Origin of the sequence: Candidatus Sphingomonas colombiensis (assembly GCA_029202845.1) — a bacterium.
GTDB lineage: Bacteria > Pseudomonadota > Alphaproteobacteria > Sphingomonadales > Sphingomonadaceae > Sphingomonas > Sphingomonas colombiensis.
Window position 1 is genome coordinate 2,631,951 of record CP119315.1, and the last position, 23,260, is coordinate 2,655,210.

Here is a 23,260-nt window from a genome sequence, read left to right on the forward strand (position 1 = left end):
AAATGCCCGCAGGAAGGGCTCTTCAGGCCGACTGTCGGGTGTTCCATGGCGACGCTATGATTGCATCCGATAAGATATCGGGCAACAAACCCGCGTTCGTTCGGAGACTTAAATGCGCGCTGCTCTGGCCCTGTTGCTGCTTTCGACCACGCCGCTCATCCAGGCGGCGGCCCCCGTGCCGGCACCGGCGGCGACGGCCGGGGTTCAGGATGCGGCGCTGCTGCAATTCCTCGATCAAGCATTCGACGAGCAATTGGCGCTTAGCCCGGAACAGCAGACCCATCTCGGCCTCAAGGCCAATTATGATCGGCTCGATGATTATACCGATGCCGCTGCGGCGCGGCAGCTCGCACTGACAGAGCGACAGTTAAAGGAGATGCACGCCCGTTTCCGCCCGGATCAGCTCGGCGAAAGCGCGCGCGTCAGTTACCGATTGTTCGAATATGAAGCGGCACGCGGACGCGAGGAATTCAAGTTCCGGAGCCTGCACTTCCCCGTGTCGACCAACGGCAGCCCGGCGGGCGACATACCGGTCCTGCTGATCAACAACCACAAGATCAGCAGCGTGTCGGATGCCGAAGCCTATATCGCGCGCCTGCGCGACACCGATCGGGTGATGGGCGAGGTCGTCGCAAAGATGCGCAAGCAGGCCGCTGCGGGCATCGTGCCAAACAAGGTGAATTTCGCACCGGCACGGAACGATGCGCGCAAGATAATCACTGGCGCCCCGTTCGACTCTGGTCCGGATTCGACACTGCAGGCGGATTTTTCCACGAAGGTTGCTGCGCTGAACGCGCCAGCGGCGGTTAAGGCGAAGTTGCTCGCGGACGCCCGCGCCGCCCTGACAGGACCGTTCCGCCACGGTTATGACACGCTGATCGCGGCGCTCGACGAGATCGAACCTCAATCGAAGGGCAATTTCGGTGCATGGAGTCTGCCCGACGGGCAGGCCTATTATGCTGATCAGCTCAAGGGCGCGACGAGCACCAACCTGACCGCAGATCAGATTCACGAAATTGGCCTGCGCCAGGTCGCCGCGATCCGGCAGGAAATGGAGGCGATCAAGCAGCAGGTCGGCTTCAGCGGCACGCTGGCGCAGTTCTTCGATCACATCCGCACCGATCCGCAATTCAAATATCCGAACACCGATGCCGGGCGCGAACAATATCTAAGCGATGCCCGTGCGGTGATCGCATCCGTGATGGTGTGGGCGCCGCGGTATTTTCGCACGTTGCCGAAGGCGACGCTTGAAGTACGGGCAGTCGAGAAGTGGCGCGAAGCTACCGCGCCAACCGCCTTCTATAACCCGCCATCTGCCGACGGATCGCGGCCAGGCATCTATTACGTCAACCTGATCGACATGAACCAGACGCAAAAGGTGCAGGCAGCGGCGATCGCGAGCCATGAAGGCGCGCCGGGCCACCATTTCCAGATCGCGAGGCAGCAGGAACTGACCGGCATCCCGAAGTTCCGCAAGTTCGGTGGCTATGGCGCATATATGGAGGGCTGGGGCCTCTATTCGGAGCGGCTGGCCGACGAAATGGGTATCTACAAGGATCCCTATTCCCGGTTCGGCATGCTGTCCCTGCAAATGTGGCGGGCGATCCGGCTTGTGCTCGATACCGGCATTCATTCCAAGCGATGGACGCGCGAGCAGGCGATCGCTTATTTCCGTGAGAACAGTTCGGTATCGGACACCGATATCGCCCGCGAAGTCGATCGCTACTTCAATTGGCCGGGGCAGGCGACGAGCTACATGGTCGGGCAACTCAAGATCAACGAACTGCGCAAGCGCGCCGAGACCACGCTGGGTTCGCGGTTCGACATCCGCGATTTCCATGAAGCGGTGCTGAGCCAGGGCGCCCTGCCGCTTGACGTGCTGGAAGAACAGGTTGACCGATACATCGCCGCGCGACGAAGTGAAAAATAGGGCCATGCGGGAGCGGTCTTCTTCGTCCCCGTCGACCGCCCCGCGCCCGGCTCAATCGGCGTTTCGCCTTCCGAGCCATCGGCCGAAGCTTCGGAACGCGCTCTGCCGGAGACTTATCGGCTAATCTCTGATCGCAGCCTCCGCGATCCCCGCGTCCTGATCAGCGCTCCCACCGGAGACGCCGATCGCCCCGATCACGCGGCCATTGGCGACGATCGGCACGCCTCCGCCGATCGCAATCACCTCGTCAGCGGACAGGAGCACAGATCGACCGGCCCTGACCCGCTCCTCAAGCGTAGCGGTCGCGACACGCAGTCGGGCGGCGGTGCGGGCTTTTTGCTGGGCGAGCCGGATTGATGCATACGGAGCATCGTCCATCCGGGCGAACGCGACCAGTTCGCCGGACGGTTCCACGATCGCGAACGCCATCTTGAAACCCCTGGCGGCGCTTTGGGCCATTGCGCGCTGAACGATACGCTGTGCCGCGCCCAACGCAATCGGTGCACCGTTGCCGTTCGGCTGGCTTTGCGCGAGCGGAGCAGGGGCCGACGGCGTCGCGACGGGTTGCCGGTTCTGAGACCATGCGGGAGCGACGCCAAATGCGGCAAGCACAGATACGGTGAGCGCCAAACGTCGCGACAAAGTCTTTCGAGTGCGTCGCGCGGAATGGCGATCGTTATTCATGTCAGAGCCCTGTCATTCTCAATACCGCTTCGGGCAAGCGTTCACCCTGGACAATGATGTCGGATGTGCCCGCCTCGATCTCGGCAAGATCGGCCACGGTCAGCTCAAGGTCAATCGCGCCGAGATTTTCGCGCAGTCGGTTCAGCCTGGTGGTGCCGGGGATCGGGACGATCCACGGATGCTGGGCGAGCAGCCAGCCGAGCGCCACTTGCGCCGGCGTTGCGCCTTTGCGCTTGGCCATGGCACGGACCACCGTGACCAGTGCCATGTTCGCCTTGCGTGCCTCCGGAGAGAAGCGCGGGACCATGTTGCGAAAATCGCCCTCGGGAAATTTGGTGTTTTCGTCGATCTGTCCCGTCAGGAACCCGGCGCCGAGCGGACTGAACGGAACGAAGCCGATGCCAAGTTCCTCCAGTGCAGGAAGAAGTTCCGCTTCCGGCCCGCGCCAGAACAGCGAATATTCGCTCTGCACCACCGTCACCGGCTGCACCGCGTGGGCGCGGCGGATCGTTTCCACGCCGGCCTCGGACAGGCCGAAATGCCGCACCTTGCCCTCAGCGATCAAATCCCTGATCGTACCTGCGACGTCCTCGATCGGCACCTGTGGATCGACGCGGTGCTGATAGAACAGATCGATCACATCGGTGCGCAGGCGCTTCAGCGCGGCCTCGGCGACGGCCCTGACGTGCTCCGGCCGACTGTTGGTTCCACCGCGACGCATGCCCGTTTTCAGATCGATATCAAAACCGAATTTGGTGGCGATCACGATCTGATGGCGGATCGGCTGAAGCGCCTCGCCGACCAGTTCCTCGTTGGCGAATGGGCCATATGCCTCGGCCGTATCGAAAAACGTCACGCCGTCCTCATGGGCGGCGCGGATCAGGGAAATCATCTCGGCCCTGTCGACGGGGGAGCCGTAAACGCCAGTCATGCCCATGCAGCCCAGCCCGAGTGCCGAGACCTCCAGTTCGCTCTTGCCGAGTTTGCGTTTTTCCATTGCGTCGCTCCTGTCGGCGCGCCGCGGTCGGCGCCCTTCCGGAGCTAATTTATGACTATCAGCAGCTAGCGATTAGACGTTACAATCGGGATGTTATCATAAGTTGAGCTACTGAATGTCGACCGAGAATTTCAACAACCTCGCCGCGTTCGTCACGGTCGCCACGGAACGCAGCTTCACCCGCGCCGCAGCCAAGCTGGGTGTCTCCCAGTCAGCATTGAGTCAAACGATCAAGGGACTGGAGGCGCGGCTTGGAATGCGGCTCCTAACACGGACCACCCGTAGCGTCTCGACGACCGAGGCAGGCGGAAGGCTATTGCGGACGCTGGCCCCTCGGTTCGAAGAGATCGAGCAGGAATTGGGGGAACTGAGTGCACTTCGCGACAAGCCGGCAGGCACCGTGCGGATCTCTGCCGGGGAGCATCCCTCCGTGTCGATCCTGCAGCCTGCGCTGCGACGTTTTCTGCCCGATCATCCCGACGTGCACGTTGAAATCATCGTCGATTATGGACTGACCGACATCGTTGCCCAGGGATATGACGCGGGCGTGCGTCTCGGCGAGCAGGTTGCGAAGGATATGATCGCGGTGCGTATCGGCCCGGATATGCGCATGGCCGTCGTGGGAGCGCCTGGCTACTTTGAACAGCATCCCCGGCCGGTGACGCCGCAGGATCTGACAGTTCACAACTGCATCAATATCAGGCTGCCCACTTATGGTGGGATCTATGCGTGGGAGTTCGAAAAGGATGGCCATGAGCTTCGCGTCCGGGTGGAGGGACAACTCGTGGTCAACAATTCGGCTGTGCGGCTCGCATCGGTGCTGGATGGATTGGGGCTGGCCTATGTTCCGGAGGATCTAATCCTGGAGCATCTCGCGCACGGAAGATTAGTCAGGGCGCTGGATGATTGGTGCCTGCCGTTTCCGGGTTACCACCTGTATTATCCCAGCCGGCGCCATGCTTCGCCCGCATTTTCCCTGGTTGTCGACGCTCTGCGATATCGAGCGCGCTAAGCAGGCAGGTCGAGGCCGGCGTTAAAGCCGGCCTCGGTTTTGCTCAGAAGCGGATCGCAGCCGTGGCTCGGACCCCATGGTCCTCCCCGCGATTGCTGATAACCCCCGTATATCCGGCATTGAATGACAGCGCAGACGTCGCGCGCCATTCCAGACCGGCCTCTACGCTCGCATTGTCCTTCGACAATGGGGCGCCTTCGACCGTGAAGCCGCCACCCGTGCCGAAAGTCATATGGGAGTTCACCCCGACATCGCTTGTGGCGTGTTCCCATGCAATGCGGGCGCGGCCAACGACTCGCGATCGAGCATCGCCGATCGTCGCACGCAACCCCAGCGAGGTCCAACCATAGGCACGATTGTCGTCGTTGCCCTTCAGCGCAGCGGATGCCCCGGTTTCGGTGAAGGTGGTGTTCTTCAGCCACATCCCGCTGAAGCCGGCGAACGGCTCGACCGACCCTTTGCCCAAAGGCATCGTATAGCCGATTTCACCGAATGCCTGGGTGAGCGAGCCACCATAGCTGGCGCGCAGTTCGTCATGGAGCGAGCGATAGTCGACCGTTCGATGGGTGGCGATGTCGAGATCCGAATAGCTTGCGCCGCCGCGAATGGTGGCGGCACCGAAGGCCACGCTGGCATAGGCGGCGCCGAACACCGTATCGATATCGGCCGAGGAGCCCCGCCGCTTCACGGTCACGTCCGAATGCGCAGTGCCGCCGGCTGCGCCGATCTTCACGTTCTCGGTGGGATTGAATTCGATCCCCGCGATCAACTGATAGCCGGACGTATCGACATTGGCGGCGTTGCCATTGCCGTCCTTGCTCGCCCAATTTCCGCCGACCTGCGACCACAACGCGACCTTGCGATCCGAATTGGATGACGCGACGGCGCTCTGCGCCCGATCGAGGAGCGTGCGCCGAAGACGGCTGCCATCATCGGCCGCGGCCGAAAGCGCCGAAGCGTGGATTTCGCCTGACAGGCTATCCAGCCCTGCGGCGATCTGTTCCCGCGAAGAGCCCACCAGCGCGTCATAGATCGCGCTGCCGATCAGGAACCTCCCATCGATCGCGCCGCCCACTGCGGTCTGGTTGGCGGTGCGCCCGGCCTGAGCGAACGTCACGTCATTGCGGGTCATCGTCAGCGTAACGCGATCGGTGCCATAGCCGAGCGTCGGGACGAGAAACGCAAGGTTGCTCGTCACATTGTCGAACTTCCCCCTGACGCCGCCGGCGGCGGAAAGGATCACATAGCTCGTCTGCGGCTTGTAATCGCCCGCTTCCGCCAACACCTTCACGGTGCCGCCGTCGATCTTCGCCACGCCGCTGGTCGAGATCTGATCCGTGCTGCCGCCGGCGTTTATCTCCACGGCATAAGTCGACCCTTTCTCAAAGGTGAGGTTACCCGCAACCGTGAGATGACCGATCGAATTGCCCGGCGCCGCGGTCCCTCCGTTGCGGACGATCAGGCCACCGACGGTGCCGTTGCCACCGATCGTGCCGTTGCTCCCGACAGTGATGATCGAGTTGGCGAGCGAGCCATTGACGGCAAGCCGACCCTCATTGACGCTGGTAGCGCCGTTATAGTCGCTGGCGCCCGTAAGATTGAGCGAACCCGCCCCCTGCTTCACGAAGCCGCCCGATCCGCCGATACGACCCGCATAGACGCCGTCGCTGGCCTGATCGAAAACGAGGCTGCCGCCGTTAACGACATTGCCCTGGATGCTGGCGCTGTTGCCGACCAGCGTGCCGCCGGTGATCGTCGTGCCGCCGGTGAAGCTGTTCGCGCCGGTCAGCACAAGCGTGCCGGTCCCGGTCTTGACCAGCGCGCCGCTGCCCGAAACCGCGCCCGCGAAGGTGCCGTTTGCCGCCTGTGCGAATACCAGCGTGCCAGCGTTCGCGACGTTGCCTTGCAGGCTCGCGGTGTTGCCGACCAGCGTGCCGCCCGCGATCGTCGTGCCGCCGGTATAGCTGTTCGCCCCGGTCAGTACGACGGTGCCGGTGCCATCCTTGGTCAATGATCCGCTGCCGGAGATGGACGCCGCCGAACGTGCCGTCGCTGTTCTGGTCCAGCACCAGCGCGGCATTGTTGACGACATTGCCCTGGATGCTCGTGGTGTTGCCGACCAGCGTGCCGCCCGCGATCGTCGTGCCGCCGGTGTAGCTGTTCGCACCGGTCAGTACGAGCGTGCCGTCGCCGGTCTTCGTCAGGCCGCCATCGCCGCTGATCACGCCGGTGAACGCATCGCGCCGTTGCCGGCCGTATCGATCGTTCCGTTGCTCGTGGTGATCGCGATGTCCTTCCCGACGCTGACGGGCGCATCGACCACAAGGGTGCCTCCATCGAAAACCGGGAGAACGGACCCATCGATCAGCTCGCTGGCTTGCTGGTGCCGGTGATGTTCGCGCTACCGATCGCCGAAGAGATATCAGTGCCGAAGATATAGGCGTAATTGAAACTCAGCGACGATCCGGCCAGGAGATCACCGAGCAAAAACCCAAGGCCGATCGTGTTATCGCCATGACCGACGTTGGTGCCGTTGAGATAAGATGCGGTATCGGTGGTCCAGTCGGTAACGGCCGAGTTGTGCTGGTAAGCGGTCGTCGTGTAGAGTCCGATCACATATTTCGAGGCCAGTGCTTCTGCGTAGACAAGGTCGTTCGCCGACACCGTGCCGTTGCCGCGATAGTTGTTGGTTTCACTTGAATCACCTGGCGCCGCCATGGCGTCGGGATCGAGTACGCGCGCAAAGCTCAGGCCGGTGAGGTCGCCGATCGCCTTGATGCTGGTGGTGATGTGGACCTGCTGGTCGGTCTTATTAAAGTAATAATCGTTCGTGATCGACAAGACGTTGTTGACGGTTGCCGGTCCAAACCGCGCGCTGGTCGTAGGTTGAGCCGTTATATGCAACGCCGTTGTAACTGGTCAGCGAGCCGCCCGTAATGCTCAGGGTCCCGTCATTGTTGTTGACGTAGCCAAATGTAGATCCGCCCTTCGTGCCGCTGATAGTGAACCCCTCGAACGGGCTACCCGGCGTTAGATAGTCGTAGTTCGGGTTGAACGAGCCGGAACCGGTGCCATCGTACAGAATACCGGGAGATGTATTGCCCCCAAAGCCCAGGGTGCCGGCATCATTCAACCCAATCTTGATAAAATCACCCGAAAGTACCTGCGGAGCTGCCCAAGCAGGCGTGGTAACCAAGAGGACAAGCGATGCACTGGAACAAAGCGCCACCTTCACCGCGGCGGCGCGGTTTACGAACTTCATCAATGAAAAACTCCCGTGTTTGCGAGGGGTTCATCCTCGCCTCATCGTCCCGTAGGGGGAGATCGTTAACAATGAATGCCCGTATTCGTACGGCCTGACCCGCCTGCCGTTTTCCGGACCGCCTGGTGCTGGAAAATCCTGTTATGAAGGAGGGGCATAAGGGCGGGGCGAGCGATAAGGGGGTTAAATTTTCGTCGCCGTAAATCGTTTTCGCGTTGAAGCAGGTGATTGGTGGCCGCCCATCTCGGCGAAGGTCGTTACTCGCATCGGACTATCGCAATGGACGATGATGTTTTGCGGATGGGGGTACTAGGCTTCGAGGCTGCGTCCACGGTGATCGGCGATTGCGCGGACGAATGATGGACGAAGTCCGCTCACGCTTCCGCCTTACTCCGATCAATGGGCGGTTACGCATTGGTCGCACTACCCGCGATACCGCGCTTCCGACAGGTCGAGTTCCCGGGACAGGTTTTGAATCGTCTCACTGCCGATAGCCCTCCATCACCTGCCCACCCGCAGCGGTGTGTAGGTCGGCCTTTCCGATAACTTCCGCCAATGCGTGGCAGGGCTAAACCGGCGACCGAACGAAACTCATCAGAAATTCTTATCGCCTGAAGGAAAGCGGGCGATCGCCCGCGATCGACGTGGAATCGAGCATTCCGTAGCGGTAAATTGCACCCCGGCCCGATCGGCGAATGGGGCGGCCATCCATTGTCATCCCGTCGCAACGGAAATGACGCGAGAATGGCATTCTATCGATGCACAGCCGTTCCGTTCTGCATTGCAGCAATGACTGCACGAAGGGGGCCTGCCGTGATCCGATTTACTTCCAGCCTGCTCGCACTTGCCGGCGCACTTCTTTACGCCAACACGGCGTCCGCTCAGACGGCCGGACCAGATGCGAACGATGCAGCGGCAGACGATGCTTCGACGATCATCGTCAACGCCAAATCCACCCGCTCGGCGACCGCGATTCCGCAAAGCGAAATTCAGAAGATCCTGCCGGGCGTCTCACCGCTGAAGGCGATCCAGACGCTGCCCGGCGTGCTCTACATCACCGCCGATCCATGGGGATATAACGAGCAGAACGCGCAGATTTTCATCCACGGTTTCGCCGCCAACCAGCTTGGTTACACGATGGACGGCATTCCACTCGGTGACCAGAGCTACGGCAATTACAATGGCCTTTCCCCGCAGCGCGCGGTGATTTCCGAAAATGTCGGCCGCGTCGTCGTGGCGACGGGCGCGGGCGATCTCGCCACCGCGTCGAACAGCAACCTTGGCGGCACCGTCGAAACCTACTCGTCGAACCCGCTCGACAAACTCGGCATTCAGGCGTCGCAGACGTTCGGCAGCTACAGCACCTCACGAACCTTCGTGCGGATCGATAGCGGCGCGTTTGGCGCGGACGGCAGCAATTCGGCCTATATCTCGGCGGCGCGACAGCATGCCCGCGCGTGGGATTTCAATGGTAATCAGGGCGGTTATCAGGCCAATGCCAAGTTCGTCCATGACGACAAGATCGGCAAGCTGACGCTCTATTTCGATTATAACGACATGACCCAGCCGAACGAAGATTCGACGGTCTTCTATAAGCCGAACATCGCAGCAGGTCAGACTGCCTCGGCCGTCCAGCTCTACACGCCCTACACGAAGCCATTCTTCTATCCGGACTTCGCCACGTATCGGACATCATATCTGAGCGCGCTGGGCAATTCGCCGGCTTCCGAGGGCAGCAATTATCGTAATTACTATTCGGATGCGCAGCGCACCGATTATCTCGCTTATGCACGCTATGATGCGCATCTGTCGGATAAGGTCACTTGGTCGACGACCGGATATTTCCACCACAATGACGGCGCGGGCGTCGTTGCCGGACCGCTCGGCCAGTCGATCACGACCGCACAGGCCTATCTCGATCCCAATTATGCGGCGCTGCCCAGCAACTGCCGCTTCACGGGCAACAACAATGGTGTTCGCCCCGCCGCCTGCACCGCGCTGACCGACGCGCAAGCGGCAGCGGCGGGGGCGGCGCTGGTCGCCGCGACGGGCGGCTCGGGGCTTATCACGCGCACAACCGAATATCGCATCGATCGCGGCGGCGTGATCTCAGCCCTCAGCGCGGAGATCGGCGATCACAAAATCGAATTCGGCGGCTGGTTCGAGCGCAACAGCACCACGCAATGGCGGCGCTGGTATGCAGTCGATGTCAACAACCCGGCATCAAGCACGCCCTACATCCGCCCACTGGAGGCCGCGCAGCCACTGTTCACCCAGTATCAGGGTGAGGCGCGGATCAACCAGCTTCAGCTCCATCTTCAGGATACCTGGCAAGCGACCGACAAGTTGCTCCTCCAGGCCGGCTTCAAAACGAGCGCGCAATGGGCGAACGGCTGGTTCCCGGTACAGCCCAAGGCCGGCTCACTCTCGGGCCTGTCCGGCGGCCTGCCTCAGGGCCGGATCAACACGCTGCGCTGGTTCCTGCCGGCAATCGGCGCGACCTATGATCTCAATGGCCACGAACAGGCCTATTTCAACGTCCAGAAGAACCTGCGGCAGTATCAGGCATATCTCGCGGGCGGTGGCGGCCCCTGGTTCACGGGAAGCCAGGCGGCGTTTGACGCCTTCGCGCAGCAGGGCAAGCCAGAGAGCAGCTGGACCTATGAGGGCGGCTTGCGCACGCACCGCAGCTTCTCCGGCGACATCGGGCTCGACGCGCAGATCAATTATTACCACGTAGTGTTCAGCAACCGTCTGCTGGCGATCTCGACCAACCCGGGCGGCATCGCGGGCGGCGGTATTACTGGGGGCACGTCGATCCTCGTCAATGTGGGAGACGTGAAAACGGATGGCGTGGACGCCGCTTTCACGCTCCGCTTTGGCCGCGCCTTCTCGCTCTACAATGCAACGTCGTACAATCTGTCGAAATATCAGAGCGATTATACGGCGACAGCCATCGGCATCGGCGCTGCCACTGGAACATGCATCGGCGGCTATCTGGTGACCAACGGCGTCGTGCCGACCTGCGGCAAGCAATTGCCCGGCACGCCTAAATGGATGAACAAGACGGTCGCCACGCTCTCTGGCGGCCCGTTCGAGGTGCAGCTGATTGGCGATTTCGTCGGCCGCCGCTTCGCCACTTTCAGCAACGATGCGAGTGTGCCCTCCTATTTCCTGACTTCGCTGCGTGTCGCCGCACGAATGCCGGAAAATGTCCTGCCTTTGCGCAAGGCCGAAATCGCGCTCAACGTCACCAACCTTACTGACAAAAAGGGTGTGTCGACCTTATCGGTGGGATCGGCGACCAACAGCTATTCGGCCTATCCAATTGCGCCGCGCCAATGGTTCCTGACACTATCTGCGGCCTATTGACGCAACGGGACGACGGGAATGACCAGGCGAGGTCGCGCTTATCGAGACCTCGCCTGTGTCAGGCAATTGGAGCACGATATCTCGATGCAAAATGCTCGAGGCGCGATCTGATTCAGGCTCTGCGGGGAGACTGGATATGAACTGGCGTCGCTGGCTGACCGACGAGAAGATTGTGCGGCTGGAGCCGTATTTGGCAAAGAGCCATGCCAAGACGCGGGTAGAAGACCGGCGTGTGTTGAGCGGGATCATCTTCGTCAACCGCAACCGGCGGCGGTGGCGAGATGCATCGAAGGAACATGTCCCCACAGGACGCTGTATGACCGGCGGAGGCGCTCGGGTCGGCTGGGCGTTTTCGTCCGGATGACGGAAGGGCTGGCTGCCGCCGGCACCGAGCGAAAGCCCGTGCTGATGGGCGCGAACTATTTGAAGACGCACTGTACGGTATCAAGCCCAGCAGGCTTGTTCTCCGACATCGCGCTCGCCGTCACCGCGATCTTCTGGCTCTGATCAGCGAGTCCTGACCCTGTGGCATAACAAGCGGCCACCCGACGAATGACGGCGCAACGACGTGAATCGACCGATGCCGATCGAGGTGCAAAATCCCGCGCCGTCAGATTGGGACCAGTTGGACTCAGCGTTGGGAGCCGGTGGCGCAGATTTCAGATCTCGCGTTGGTGATAAACCGGGCCGTCCGCGCATGCAGACGGCCCGTGTCAGCTCTACTGCGGGCTAACCGTGGTGGTGGTCTTCTCCGTCACGGTCGTCGGTTGAGCGGTTGTGCGGTGCACGGTGCGACGAACAACGCGCTTCTTGAGCGGCGCAGCCATGGCGGTGTGCGAGGTTTCGGTCGTCACCGTCGTTGTGGGTGGGGTGCTCGCAGCCGCGCGCGCGGCTGCGGCATCCGCCGCCGCCGACGAGGCGGCCTGCTCAGCAGTGGCCGCGCGCGCGTTTGCGGCGTCGGCCTGCTGGTGCGCTTCAGCGGCCTCATCCTGCGCTGCAGATACCTGGGCCTGTGTGGCTGCTGTGGTATCCGCCTGACGCGCAGCGGCATCACGCCGCTCCCTCTGCGCTACCCCGATCGCGGTGTCGGCGGCGTGCGAGGCGCGATGGGCCGCGTCGATCGCTTCCTGCTTGTGGCCAGCGCGCAATTCGTCCTGAGCCGATCGCAAATCGGCCATCGCGTCAGCGCTGGTTCGCGGCGCATCGCCACTGGTACCCATTGCATTGAGCGCATCGATTTTGCCTTGCGCCTCCGCGATCGCGGCTTTCGCCCGATCGCCTTTGCCTTCGGCCGCAGCGGGACCGGCTGAAACGATCATCAGGGCGGACAACGCGGCCGCGCGGATCATCATAATCTTACGCATGATCTACTCCTTTTAGGCCCCCAGACTGCGCTGCCAACGAACCCATGTCCCCGCTCGTTCCCATTGCGCACGCGGGCGTCGCACGAGATGAGCCTCGCTGGATCAGCTAAATTATTGTAGAAACGTGTTTTTTTGAGGACGGATCGCGATGCTTCTGATGATGCATGTGTCGATAGATTGGGCGCGCCAGTACCAGCGAGATACACGCGCGCGTTAGCGCTCCATCGTCTCACTCGGCGCGGGTTTTACCAAAGCGCGACCCGGGACCAAAGGTCGAACACTCCTTCCTGGTCAGCGGCAAAAAGCAGGGAGCCGTGAAACTAACGCGCGAGATCTGTATTCCTTTTTCCTGACCTGAACGCCTTGTTCCCGTCCGCAACGAAATTTGGGTGAGAGGGAAGCAATGAAGCCTGTCAAAAAACTCGATCGTCTGCCGACCCTCAATGCGGCACGCGAGTTGAAGATGGCACGATCGGCGCATGCGTATGTGCGCGGCAATACAGTCAAATTCTACGAATGGCTGGCGGAGTCCCCAGTTGCACGCATGTTGCCGGTTGGGCCGCCAATCTGGATTTGCGGCGATTGTCATCTTGGCAATCTCGGGCCGGTCTCAGATGGCGACGGGGCGGTAAAGATTCAAATTCGCGATCTGGATCAAACCGTTGTCGGAAACCCCGCGCACGACCTCATTCGCCTCGGCCTGTCGCTGGCTACGGCCGCCCGGGGCTCCGATCTGCCCGGGGTCACCACCGCGCACATGGTCGAGCAAATGATTGAGGGATACATTCACGCGCTGGTCGAACCTGAGGACGATGATGCAGCCCCGGAGCCGGACGTTGTCCGCTCGGTAAAGCGGCGCGCGATGGGGCGCCGCTGGCGACATCTGGCGCGAGAGCGCATCGACGGCACAAGCCCCTCGATCCCGCTGGGCAAGAAATTCTGGCCAATCGAGGCGCGGGAGCGAACCGCACTCACCGATCTTTTCGCCGACCCGGAGATGCAACGGCAGATTCTCTCGTTGAATCCGAAAGACGAGGATCGCGCAGTCGAACTGGTTGACGCAGCTTATTGGATGAAAGGCTGTAGTTCGCTTGGACTATTACGCTATGCGGCGCTCCTTCGCATCAACGGTGCGAAAGGGAGGGCCGATTATGCCCTGGTGGACTTGAAGGAAGCCATCAGGCCTGCCGCCCCGGCGAGCAAGCGTGCCAGGATGCCGAAAGATCCTGCAATGCGCGTTGTAGCGGGTGCCCGCGCTCTCTCTCCCTATCTCGGCAACAGGATGATCGCCGCCCGATTGTTGGGGAAATCGGTTTTTATCCGTGAACTTGCGCCGCAGGATCTAAAACTGGAGGTTGAGCAATTTTCCCAAGATCAGGCGGTCAAGGCCGCACGTTATCTTGCCTATATCGTCGGCACCGCTCACGCACGCCAGATGGAAAAGGAGCGTCGGGCGGCCTGGCGCAAAACTCTTCTCGACTACAGCTCGCTTAACATCGATGCTCCATCCTGGTTATGGGACAGCATTGTTGATTTGTCCTCGACCCATGAAGCGGGATATCTCCAGCATTGTCGCCAATTCGCACTTTCCAAGGCCGCATAATTGATGTGATCGCGGGGCAGCTCGATTGTAGGGGGCGGCCTTTGGGACATGGGTTCGTTGTCGGATCATCCGCCGGCTGTCGACGGAAACTTTCCTTTCAAGGCTGCGCGCTTGCCTCCTGATTGCAGCGCGTCGTTCACCAGGGCAGCATGCTGCAAACAAAGAAGGAGGTCCGGGTGACACGCGTCAGAGTCGCGGGGTTTTCGCTGTCGCTGGATGGCTTTGGCGCCGGCCCGGAACAGAGTCTTGAGGACCCTCTGGGAAAGCGCGGGAAGGAACTCCACAACTGGTTCTTCGGAACTAAGTCGTTCAAGGCGATGGTGGGTGAGGGCGGTGGCTCAGAGGGTGTGGATGAAACCTTTGCGCACCGCTCGATGGACGGGTTCGGCGCCTTCATTTTGGGCAGGAACATGTTCGGTCCCATGCGCGGGGCATGGCCGGACGACGACTGGAGGGGCTGGTGGGGCGATAATCCGCCCTATCACGCTCCGACATTTGTCCTGACGCACCATGCCCGCGAACCGATCGTCATGGAGGGTGGCACAATTTTCCACTTCGTCACGGATGGGATCCACGCCGCGCTTGAACGCGCACGCGCCGCTGCAGGAACTCTTGACGTCAAGATCGGAGGTGGGGTTTCCACCGTTCGCCAATACCTGCAAGCCGGCTTGATCGATGAACTGCATTTTGCGCTTTCGCCTGTTTTGCTCGGGCGGGGCGAAGCAATGTTCGAGGGTTTGGATCTCACCGCCCTTGGCTATCGCGTGATGGAATCCACGGGCACCGACCTCGCGACGCACGTCGTACTGGCGGGCGTGAATAGCGAATAAGCGCCTGCTATTTTGTAGGTTCGTTGGCCGGCAACCCCAAATGTCTGACGATGCGCCCGTCGGCCATTTGCCAGCTCTCGGCGCGTTATCTTCCCCGAAAAAAGGCGAACAGATCTAGGACTGCCATCAATCGGCAAGCGTGGTCGTTTTGCTGTTTGGCCCGCTTTGAGCGCGGAATTGTCTTCCGGCGCGTGAAAAGCGGGGGGGATTATGTCGCTCGCGGTGGGAAAGGCCGCCGCGCCGAAGCAGCAGAAAGGGCGAATTTCCGCCACTGGTGACCCCTACGGGAATCGAACCCGTGTTTTCGCCGTGAGAGGGCGACGTCCTAACCGCTAGACGAAGGGGCCATCTTGCAGGTGGAGGCGGGCGATTAGGGCCCGCCGCGCCCCGCGTCAAGCTGCTGCTTTGCGTCGCTCCGCCATTTCTTCGTTCAGCATCTCCGCCAGCAGGAACGCGAGTTCGAGGCTCTGGCCAGCATTCAGGCGCGGATCGCAATGCGTGTGATAGCGATCGGCGAGCGACTGTTCGGTCACGTCGATCGCGCCGCCGGTGCATTCGGTGACATTCTGCCCGGTCATCTCCGCATGGATGCCGCCGGCATGGGTTCCCTCGGCGCGGTGCACGGCGAAGAAGCCGCGCACTTCCGCGAGGATACGTTCGAACGGACGCGTCTTATAGCCGGTGGCAGCCTTGATGACGTTGCCGTGCATCGGATCGCAGCTCCACACCACCGGATGCCCTTCGCGCGTGACGGCGCGGAGCAGCCGGGGGAAGGCGGCCTCGATCTTGTCATGACCGTAGCGCGTGATCAGTGTGATCCGCCCCGGCGTCCTTGCCGGATTGAGCAGATCGAGCAGGCGCAACAATTCGTCCGGCTCCAGGCTCGGCCCGCACTTCACGCCGATCGGATTGCCGACACCGCGCAGGAACTCGACATGCGCGGAGCCCTCAAAACGGGTGCGGTCACCGATCCACAGCATGTGCGCGCTGGTGTCGTACCAGTCGCCGGTCAGCGAATCCTGCCGCGTCAACGCCTGCTCGTAGGGGAGCAACAGCGCCTCGTGGCTGGTGTAGAATTGAGTCTGCGCAAGTTGCGGCACGGTTTCCGGGTCGATCCCGCACGCCGCCATGAACTCCAGCGCCTCACCGATGCGATCCGCAGTCTCGGCATATTTCGCAGCCCAGGGCGAGCGGCCCATGAAATCATGCGTCCAGCGATGAACCTGATGCAGATTGGCATAGCCGCCGCCAGCAAAGGCGCGCAGCAGGTTGAGCGTCGCGGCGGACTGATTGTAGCCGCGCACCATGCGCGCCGGATCGGGGATGCGCGATTGCGGGGTGAAGGCGATGTCGTTGACGTTATCGCCGCGATAGCTTGGCAGTTCCACGCCATCGATCGTCTCGGTCGGCGCCGAGCGCGGCTTGGCGAACTGGCCGGCCATGCGCCCAACCTTCACCACCGGCAGCTTGGATGCGAAGGTGAGCACCACCGCCATCTGCAGGATCACCCGGAAAGTATCGCGGATGTTGTTCGGGTGGAATTCGGCGAAGCTCTCCGCGCAATCGCCGCCCTGCAGCAGAAAGCCCTTGCCCGCCGCGACATGCGCCAGATCGGCGGTGAGATTGCGTGCCTCGCCCGCAAACACGAGCGGCGGATAGCTGCCGAGCTGATCGGTCGCCGCGTTCAGCGCGGCGGCGTCGGGATAGTCAGGAAGCTGGCGCGCCTCATGCGAGGTCCAGCTATCGGGGGCCCAATTGGCGGCCATGGCACACTTTCCGTCGATACAAAGAGTAATCAAGCTGGGGGCGATAGCGCCGCGATGCAACGAAGGAAAGCTTTGGGTGGGCAGGCGCCATAATTGCGCTGCCCAGTTTCACATGATTCCAGCGTAGCTGCCGCCATCGATCAACAGGCTCTGCCCGGTGATGTAGCCAGCCTGTTGTGAGCAGAGGAACGCGCAGGTCGCGCCGAATTCCGCCGGATCGCCGAAGCGGCGCGCGGGGATGCGCTCGCGGTTGCGGCGCTCGGCTTCGTCAAAATCCACGTCGGCCGTCTGCGCGGCGAAACGGGTGACGCCTTCCAGCCGCCGCGTCGCAAACAGGCCGGGGAGCAGGAAGTTGATCGTCACGCCAGATGCGGCGACCTGTCGCGCCACTCCGGCGAGGAAGCCGGTGAGCCCAATCCGCGCGCCGCTCGACAGATCGAGGCCTGGGGTGGGGGCCTTCACCGAGGCTGAGGTGATGCATACGATCCGCCCGAAACCGCGTTCGACCATGCCGTCAACCACCTGCTGCACCATGCGGATCGGGGTAACCATATTGGCGTCGAGCCCGGCGTGAATCGCCGCGCTGTCCAACTGCCGGAAATCGCGCAGCGGCGGGCCGCCATTGTTATTGATGAGGATATCGACGGTCGGCGCGGCTGAGATCAACGCGTGCTGCACCCCCGCGTCGGCGATATCGCCTGCGATCGCCTCGACGTTTACGCCGGTTTCGTCGCGGATTGCGCGCGCGGTGGCGTCGAGCGCATCCGCATCGCGTCCGTTGAGCACCAGCGTGCAGCCGGCGCGTGCCAATTCGGTCGCACAGGCGCGGCCAAGGCCGTGGCTCGATGCGCAGACGATTGCCGTCTTGCCGTTCAGCCCAAGATCCATGCGCGCTCCTCCTAGTCCAGATGAACGCGCATGGACCGGTTCAGCCGCGCTGTGAAGCCAGCCAATTGCCGTGGAAGCCCGGCGGGATACGATGGGGCACACGCACGCTGGCGACCGGCTCGCCGGTGAAATCGCGCGCGTCGATGATCGCGAGATCGGTCGTTTCGCGCGGCAGATCGATCACCAGACCGATCAGCCAGCCCTCATCCTCCGCCGCATCTGAGTGGGCGGGGACGAATACGAATTCGCCCGGATAGCGGCCGGCGCCGAATTCGTGTGTTTCGCGCATGCCGGTTTCGAGATCGTGCTTGTAGAGCCGCGTCGCGCCAAGGAACTGGTCGTCATCACTTTCGGGCAGCGCCATCGCATAAGCGTAGCGATAGGACTGGCCGAAGCGGCGTTCGTCCGGGCGGGGGAATTCCTGCGCGCTGGCGTCTATCGTGCGCCGTGTCACCGTTTTGGCGACCGGATCGATCGTCCAGCGTTCGAGGCCCATGTTGCGCCCGTTCGGCCCCTCCATCCCGTCGGCGAACATCGTCTGATAGGCGCAAACGTCCATCACCACCGTGCCGTCGGGGGCATCGTATGCATTGGCGACATGGAAAACGTAAACTGGATCCATGTCGCACCAGATCACGTCCTCCGCCGTGCCGTTTCGCGGGAGCAGGCCGACGCGGGCGTGGTGTTCCGGGTTCCAGCGATAGGGGAAGCGATGGCCGCCGATTAGCGCCTTCATCGAAAAGGTGACCGGCAGATCGAGGATCACGGCATAACGCGCGGTGATCGCGCAATCATGGATCGAGGGGCCGTTTTTCACCGCGATCGGCAGTTCGCGGATTACCTTGCCCTCGGCCGAGACGACGACGTGGTGGATCGTGTTCGGATCGGTGGCTTCGTAGGTTATGGCGTGATGCTCGCCGGTTAGCGGATCGTGATGCGGGTGGGCGGTGAACGATCCCTCCAGCGTGCCGTCGAAGGGATTATAGGTCTGTTCGTCCAGCGTCTCATTCAGTTCGACCGGATAGCTGCCGGCCTCGACCAGTGCCCAGGTGCGGCCGGCTATATCGATGACGTTGGTGTTCACCGTGTCGAAGCCACCGTGGCGCGGGCCGGGAGCGGGGGCCTCGCCGAGTGCTTCGGCCAGCGCGCGGGAGCGTATCCAGCGATTGCGATACCATAAGGCCTTACCGTCGCGGAGCGCGATGCCATGGACCATCCCGTCACCCACGAACCAGTGATAGCCCGCCGGATCGGGCACGACCGGGTTAGGCCCGATCCGCAGATATCGTCCGTCTAGCGCCGCCGGGATCGTGCCGGTGACGGGCAGATCGACCAATGTCATCTCGCCGGTCAGCGGCTGATGGATGCCGGTCAGGAACGGGTGATCGGTTTGTGGCAGATGCTTGCGATTGAAGTCCGCAACGATCCCGACGCCCTTGGTGACGACCGAGCGGATCGCGGTTTCGACGGTTCCGGCCATGACGACTCTCCAATGTGTTCGGCGTAAACATAACTTATATGTGATCGCTGTCAACATGGGTCTTGCGGCCGTCGGATCGAGCGCGCTATCTGCCTAAAGTGGCAAGGACATATCATCACGGTGATTTGCGCGCGGCGCTGGTAACGGCCGGGCTGGGGCTGATCGAGGAACAGAGTGCCGACGACCTGTCGCTGCGCGAGCTAGCGCGACGGGTGGGGGTGAGCGCAACGGCGGTCTATCGCCATTTTCCGGACAAAGCGGCGTTGATGGCCGCGCTGGCGCGGGAGGCGCTGGAGCGGCTCGCAGCGGCGCAGCGTGCGGCTTCTGAACGGGCTGGCGGCGGCATGGCGGGGTTCGAGGCGACGGGCGCCGCCTATGTCCGTTTTGCGCGCGATAATCCCGGATTGTTCCGGCTCGTTTTCGCGCATCCGGCGCCGCAGGGCATGCGCGAGAAGGATGATGACGCGATGGCGATGCTGCAGGCCGCTGCTGTCGCGCTGGCGCCCGCTGGGACCGATCCGGCCGCCTTCGCGCTGGGCGCCTGGTCGCTGGCGCATGGTCTTGCGATGCTGATGCTGGATGGTCAGGTCGAGGTGGACGATGCCACGATCGACCGCGTGATCGACGTCAGCGGATGGGTAAGGCGCTAGGCGTTGCTCTCGCGGACGGCGTTGATGATGGCGCGGCCGTAGGCGGTTTTGCTCAGTGCCTCGCCGCGGGCGATGGCTTGATCGGCGGTGATGAAGCCGTGGGTGAACGCGATTTCCTCGAGGCAGGCGATCTGGATGCCCTGGCGGTGCTGGATGGTGCGGACGAACTCGGAAGCTTCGAGCAGGCTGTCGTGGGTGCCAGTGTCGAGCCACGCATAGCCACGCCCCATCTGTTCGACGTAGAGGTCGCCCGCCTCCATATAGAGGCGGTTGAGATCGGTGATCTCCAGCTCGCCGCGCGCCGAGGGTTTCAGGTCGCGGGCGAGATCGAGCACGCGGTTGTCGTAGAAGTAGAGACCGGTGACGGCGCAGTTCGACTTCGGTTTCGCCGGCTTTTCCTCGAGGCTGATCGCGCGGCCGTCGCGATCGAGCTCGACCACGCCGTAGCGTTCCGGGTCTTCGACGCGATAGCTGAACACGGTCGCGCCATGGGTACGCGCGACCGCGCTCGCCAGCAGGTTGGTGAGGTGTGCGCCGAAGAAGATATTGTCGCCGAGCACGAGGGCCACCCGATCGTCGCCGACGAACTCGCGCCCGATCGTGAACGCCTGCGCCAGCCCTTCCGGGCGGGGCTGTTCGGCATAAGAGATGGCGATGCCCCACTCGCCGCCGTCGCCGAACATCCGCCGATAATTGTCGAGGAACTCTGGGCTGGAGATGATCAGGATATCGCGGATGCCGGCCATCATCAGCACCGACAGCGGATAATAGATCATCGGCTTGTCATAGACCGGCAGCAGCTGCTTGTTGATCGCCAGCGTCGCGGGATGCAGCCGCGTGCCGGAGCCGCCGGCGAGAATGATGCCTTTCACTTGGGTGTTCCGATCAGTTCGTCGAGGATGTCGTCGAGCGCGGCCTGCCACGGGCGCGGCTCGATACCGTAAGCGGCGCGGATCGCGTCGTGATCGAGGCGCGAGTTGGCCGGGCGGCGCGCCGGCGTGGGATAATCGCTGGTAGCGATCGGCTCGACGACGGGCGAGGGGCCGCCGCGCCGCGCCGCGCCGGCGAAGATCGCGCGGGCGAAGCCGCACCATGTCGTCTCGCCGGCGTTGCTGAAGTGGAACACGCCGCTTGGTGCCGCGCGGTCATCGGCCATGGCGAGCGCGATCGTCGCGACCGCCGTGGCGAGATCGGCCGCAGCCGTCGGCGCGCCATGCTGATCGTCGACCACGCGCAACGTATCGCGCTCGGCGCCGACGCGCAGTATCGTCTTGATGAAGTTATTGCCGTGCGCGCTTACCACCCATGAGGTGCGGACGATGGCGTGGCGCGGGCAGCCGCTCGTCACCGCGAGATCGCCGCCGAGCTTCGACGCGCCATAGACGCCGAGCGGCCCGGTCGGATCGGTGGGGAGCCATTTGCCCTGCTTTGCCCCGTCGAACACATAATCGGTCGAGACATGGACCAGCGGGATATCCGCCACGCGACAGCCTTGCGCGAACGCGGCCGGGGCGAGGGCGTTGACCGCCCAGGCAGTGACGCTGTCGTCCTCGGCCTTGTCGACGGCGGTATAGGCGCCGCCCGAGATCACCGCCGCCCATGGCCGCGACGCGACCATCGCGGCGATCGCAGCGGTATCGCGCAGATCGAGTTCGTCGATATCCACCGCGACCACGCGCCACCCCGCCGGCCATGGATAGCGTTTCAACTCGGTGCCGAGCTGGCCGTTGCCGCCGGTGACGAGGATCTCCCTCACGCGGCGAGCCCGCGCCGTTCGGCCGCCTTCGCCTCCACCAGCGAGCGCCACCATGGCTCGTTGGCGAGATACCAGCGCACCGTTTTCTCGATCCCGCTCTCAAACGTCTCGGCCGGCTCCCAGCCGAGTTCGTCGCGGATGCGGGTCGCGTCGATCGCGTAGCGCGCGTCATGCCCCGGCCGGTCAGCGACGAAGCCGATCTGCGCGGCATAGGATTTGCCGTCGGCGCGCGGACGCTCGGCATCCAGGATCGCGCAGACCGTCTCGACCACCGCGAGGTTGGTCTTCTCGTTATTGCCGCCGACATTATAGGTGCGCCCCGGCGCGCCGCGCTCGAACACCGCCTGCAACGCGCGGACGTGATCCTCGACATACAGCCAGTCGCGAACATTGGTGCCTGCCCCGTAGATCGGCAGCGTCTCGCCGGCGAGCGCCTTGACGATCATCAGCGGGATCAGCTTTTCCGGGAAGTGATATGGCCCGTAATTGTTCGAGCAATTGGTGACGAGCACCGGCAGCCCGAAGGTATGCCCCCAGGCGCTGACGAGATGGTCGCTTCCCGCCTTCGACGCGGAATAGGGCGAGCGCGGATCGTAGGACGTATCCTCAGTGAACAGCCCGGTATCGCCGAGCGAGCCATAAACCTCGTCGGTTGAGATATGGTGGAAGCGGAACGCCTCTTTCGCCGCGCCGTCGAGCCCCTGCCAATAACCACGCGCCTCCGCCAGCATCACATAGGTGCCGACGAGGTTGGTCTGGATGAACGCATCGGGCGCGTCGATCGAGCGATCGACATGGCTCTCTGCGGCGAGATGGGTGATCACGTCCGGGCGGAACTCCGCGACCGCCGCGCGCACCGCCTCGGCATCGCAGATGTCACCCCGGACGAAGCGATAGCGGTTGCTGCCTGCCACCTCCTCGACGGTCGACAGCGTGCCGGCATAGGTCAGCTTGTCGAAGTTCAATACTTCATGGGTCGTATTGGCGATCAGATGGCGAACCAGCGCCGAGCCGATGAAGCCGGCCCCGCCGGTGACGAAGATGCGCATCAAACTACCTCAGGCAAGCGGCGCCAGCGGGCGACCGTCATAAGGAAAGGGGCTGTCGAACTCGGCGAGGGTCGGGAGCTTCGCGTCCTTGGCGGACAGCTCGGGCAGCGTATCGGTCGGCAGCGGCCAGTCGATCCCGGCGCTGTCCCAGCGGATCCCGCCGTCGCATTCCGGCGCGTAATAATCGGAGACCTTGTAGGTCACCTCGCAATCCTCGGTCAGCGTCATGAAGGCGTGGGCGAACCCAACGCCCACGAACAGCTGTCGGCCATTCTCCGCCGACAGCTCCACCGCGACATGCTGGCCATAGGTCGGCGAGCCGCGCCGCACGTCCACCGCGACATCGAGAATGCGGCCACGGATACAGCGCACCAATTTATCCTGCCCGTGCGGCGGGGTCTGGAAATGCAGGCCGCGCAACGTCAGCGCAGGCACCGACAACGAATGATTGTCCTGCACGAAGCGACAGGCAATCCCGCGCTCGGCAAAGCGGCGCTCGGCATAATATTCGGTGAACCAGCCGCGCGCGTCACCATGCCGCACCGGCTCAATCAACTGGACAGGATTATCATTCATCAGCGGACGCATAGCCACGCACTGGTGAGTGGGCAATTAAG

At 62.7% G+C, this 23,260-nt stretch carries 22 protein-coding genes and 1 tRNA gene; 9 read left to right on the forward strand and 14 right to left on the reverse strand.

Going from position 1 to position 23,260, the window contains the following annotated elements:
• The first annotated feature begins 112 nt into the window (after positions 1–112).
• On the forward strand, positions 113–1,930 hold the full coding sequence (locus tag P0Y64_12635; GenBank protein ID WEK42238.1) for a DUF885 domain-containing protein: 1,818 nt from the start codon (positions 113–115) through the stop codon (positions 1,928–1,930).
• A 120-nt stretch (positions 1,931–2,050) separates the two neighbouring features.
• On the opposite strand, the gene P0Y64_12640 is transcribed toward P0Y64_12635, so the two are convergent.
• On the reverse strand, positions 2,051–2,359 hold the full coding sequence (locus P0Y64_12640) for a heme-binding protein (GenBank protein ID WEK42239.1): 309 nt from the start codon (positions 2,357–2,359) through the stop codon (positions 2,051–2,053).
• Between the two features lie 256 nt (positions 2,360–2,615).
• Positions 2,616–3,611, reverse strand: a complete 996-nt coding sequence (locus P0Y64_12645; protein WEK42240.1) for an aldo/keto reductase — start codon at positions 3,609–3,611, stop codon at positions 2,616–2,618.
• A gap of 115 nt (positions 3,612–3,726) precedes the next feature.
• On the opposite strand from P0Y64_12645, the gene P0Y64_12650 reads away from it, so the two are divergent.
• The gene (locus P0Y64_12650) at positions 3,727–4,623 is read left to right on the forward strand and encodes a LysR family transcriptional regulator (GenBank protein ID WEK42241.1); all 897 of its coding nucleotides are present in this window, start codon (positions 3,727–3,729) and stop codon (positions 4,621–4,623) included.
• A gap of 43 nt (positions 4,624–4,666) precedes the next feature.
• Here P0Y64_12650 and P0Y64_12655 read toward each other — a convergent pair whose 3' ends face one another.
• Entirely contained in the window at positions 4,667–6,634 is a 1,968-nt protein-coding gene (locus P0Y64_12655; protein WEK42242.1) for an autotransporter domain-containing protein, read from the reverse strand.
• On the opposite strand from P0Y64_12655, the gene P0Y64_12660 reads away from it, so the two are divergent.
• On the forward strand, positions 6,627–7,016 hold the full coding sequence (locus P0Y64_12660) for a hypothetical protein (protein WEK42243.1): 390 nt from the start codon (positions 6,627–6,629) through the stop codon (positions 7,014–7,016). The genes P0Y64_12655 and P0Y64_12660 overlap by 8 nt on opposite strands.
• Here the strand turns inward: P0Y64_12660 and P0Y64_12665 are convergent.
• Entirely contained in the window at positions 6,988–7,464 is a 477-nt protein-coding gene (locus tag P0Y64_12665; protein ID WEK42244.1) for a hypothetical protein, read from the reverse strand. The two genes, P0Y64_12660 and P0Y64_12665, sit on opposite strands and share 29 nt — an antisense overlap.
• Positions 7,436–7,885, reverse strand: coding sequence for a hypothetical protein (locus tag P0Y64_12670; protein ID WEK42245.1), 450 nt, complete (start codon positions 7,883–7,885; stop codon positions 7,436–7,438). Before P0Y64_12670 ends, P0Y64_12665 begins: the two co-directional genes overlap by 29 nt.
• An 813-nt stretch (positions 7,886–8,698) precedes the next feature.
• Between P0Y64_12670 and P0Y64_12675 the strand changes: the two genes are divergently transcribed.
• The 3 genes from P0Y64_12675 to P0Y64_12685 all read left to right on the forward strand — a co-directional run bounded on the left by P0Y64_12675 (position 8,699) and on the right by P0Y64_12685 (position 11,764).
• On the forward strand, positions 8,699–11,257 hold the full coding sequence (locus P0Y64_12675) for a TonB-dependent receptor plug domain-containing protein (GenBank protein WEK42246.1): 2,559 nt from the start codon (positions 8,699–8,701) through the stop codon (positions 11,255–11,257).
• A gap of 136 nt (positions 11,258–11,393) precedes the next feature.
• The gene (locus P0Y64_12680) at positions 11,394–11,621 is read left to right on the forward strand and encodes a hypothetical protein (protein WEK42247.1); all 228 of its coding nucleotides are present in this window, start codon (positions 11,394–11,396) and stop codon (positions 11,619–11,621) included.
• Complete coding sequence (locus P0Y64_12685) at positions 11,618–11,764, forward strand: hypothetical protein (GenBank protein ID WEK42248.1); 147 nt, start codon at positions 11,618–11,620, stop codon at positions 11,762–11,764. Before P0Y64_12680 ends, P0Y64_12685 begins: the two co-directional genes overlap by 4 nt.
• Positions 11,765–11,976: 212 nt before the next feature.
• Here the strand turns inward: P0Y64_12685 and P0Y64_12690 are convergent, their stop codons facing one another.
• Positions 11,977–12,606, reverse strand: a complete 630-nt coding sequence (locus P0Y64_12690) for a hypothetical protein (GenBank protein ID WEK42249.1) — start codon at positions 12,604–12,606, stop codon at positions 11,977–11,979.
• Between the two features lie 418 nt (positions 12,607–13,024).
• On the opposite strand from P0Y64_12690, the gene P0Y64_12695 reads away from it, so the two are divergent.
• On the forward strand, positions 13,025–14,224 hold the full coding sequence (locus P0Y64_12695) for a DUF2252 family protein (protein ID WEK42250.1): 1,200 nt from the start codon (positions 13,025–13,027) through the stop codon (positions 14,222–14,224).
• 149 nt (positions 14,225–14,373) lie between these two features.
• Entirely contained in the window at positions 14,374–15,054 is a 681-nt protein-coding gene (locus P0Y64_12700; protein ID WEK42251.1) for a dihydrofolate reductase family protein, read from the forward strand.
• 272 nt (positions 15,055–15,326) lie between these two features.
• Here the strand turns inward: P0Y64_12700 and P0Y64_12705 are convergent.
• The 4 genes from P0Y64_12705 to P0Y64_12720 all read right to left on the reverse strand — a co-directional run bounded on the left by P0Y64_12705 (position 15,327) and on the right by P0Y64_12720 (position 19,188).
• A tRNA-Glu gene (locus P0Y64_12705) sits at positions 15,327–15,401 on the reverse strand.
• A 45-nt stretch (positions 15,402–15,446) separates the two neighbouring features.
• Positions 15,447–16,820, reverse strand: coding sequence for a 3-deoxy-7-phosphoheptulonate synthase class II (locus tag P0Y64_12710; protein WEK42252.1), 1,374 nt, complete (start codon positions 16,818–16,820; stop codon positions 15,447–15,449).
• A gap of 108 nt (positions 16,821–16,928) precedes the next feature.
• The gene (locus P0Y64_12715; protein ID WEK42253.1) at positions 16,929–17,708 is read right to left on the reverse strand and encodes an SDR family oxidoreductase; all 780 of its coding nucleotides are present in this window, start codon (positions 17,706–17,708) and stop codon (positions 16,929–16,931) included.
• 40 nt (positions 17,709–17,748) lie between these two features.
• Positions 17,749–19,188 carry a carotenoid oxygenase family protein gene (locus P0Y64_12720; protein WEK42254.1) on the reverse strand — a complete coding sequence of 480 codons (1,440 nt, stop codon included), beginning with the start codon at positions 19,186–19,188 and terminating at the stop codon, positions 17,749–17,751.
• Positions 19,189–19,286: 98 nt separating this feature from the next.
• Between P0Y64_12720 and P0Y64_12725 the strand changes: the two genes are divergently transcribed.
• Positions 19,287–19,838 (forward strand): WHG domain-containing protein, encoded by a 552-nt coding sequence (locus tag P0Y64_12725; protein WEK42255.1) that lies wholly within the window; start codon positions 19,287–19,289, stop codon positions 19,836–19,838.
• On the opposite strand, the gene rfbA is transcribed toward P0Y64_12725, so the two are convergent.
• The 4 genes from rfbA to rfbC are packed head-to-tail and all read right to left on the reverse strand — an operon-like array spanning position 19,835 to position 23,219.
• Complete coding sequence (rfbA, locus tag P0Y64_12730) at positions 19,835–20,710, reverse strand: glucose-1-phosphate thymidylyltransferase RfbA (protein ID WEK42256.1); 876 nt, start codon at positions 20,708–20,710, stop codon at positions 19,835–19,837. The two genes, P0Y64_12725 and rfbA, sit on opposite strands and share 4 nt — an antisense overlap.
• Complete coding sequence (gene rfbD / locus P0Y64_12735; GenBank protein ID WEK42257.1) at positions 20,707–21,594, reverse strand: dTDP-4-dehydrorhamnose reductase; 888 nt, start codon at positions 21,592–21,594, stop codon at positions 20,707–20,709. The genes rfbA and rfbD overlap by 4 nt, the downstream gene beginning before the upstream one ends.
• Positions 21,591–22,643 carry a dTDP-glucose 4,6-dehydratase gene (gene rfbB / locus P0Y64_12740; protein WEK42258.1) on the reverse strand — a complete coding sequence of 351 codons (1,053 nt, stop codon included), beginning with the start codon at positions 22,641–22,643 and terminating at the stop codon, positions 21,591–21,593. The genes rfbD and rfbB overlap by 4 nt, the downstream gene beginning before the upstream one ends.
• Positions 22,644–22,652: 9 nt before the next feature.
• The gene (gene rfbC, locus P0Y64_12745) at positions 22,653–23,219 is read right to left on the reverse strand and encodes a dTDP-4-dehydrorhamnose 3,5-epimerase (GenBank protein ID WEK42259.1); all 567 of its coding nucleotides are present in this window, start codon (positions 23,217–23,219) and stop codon (positions 22,653–22,655) included.
• Positions 23,220–23,260 lie beyond the last annotated feature (41 nt).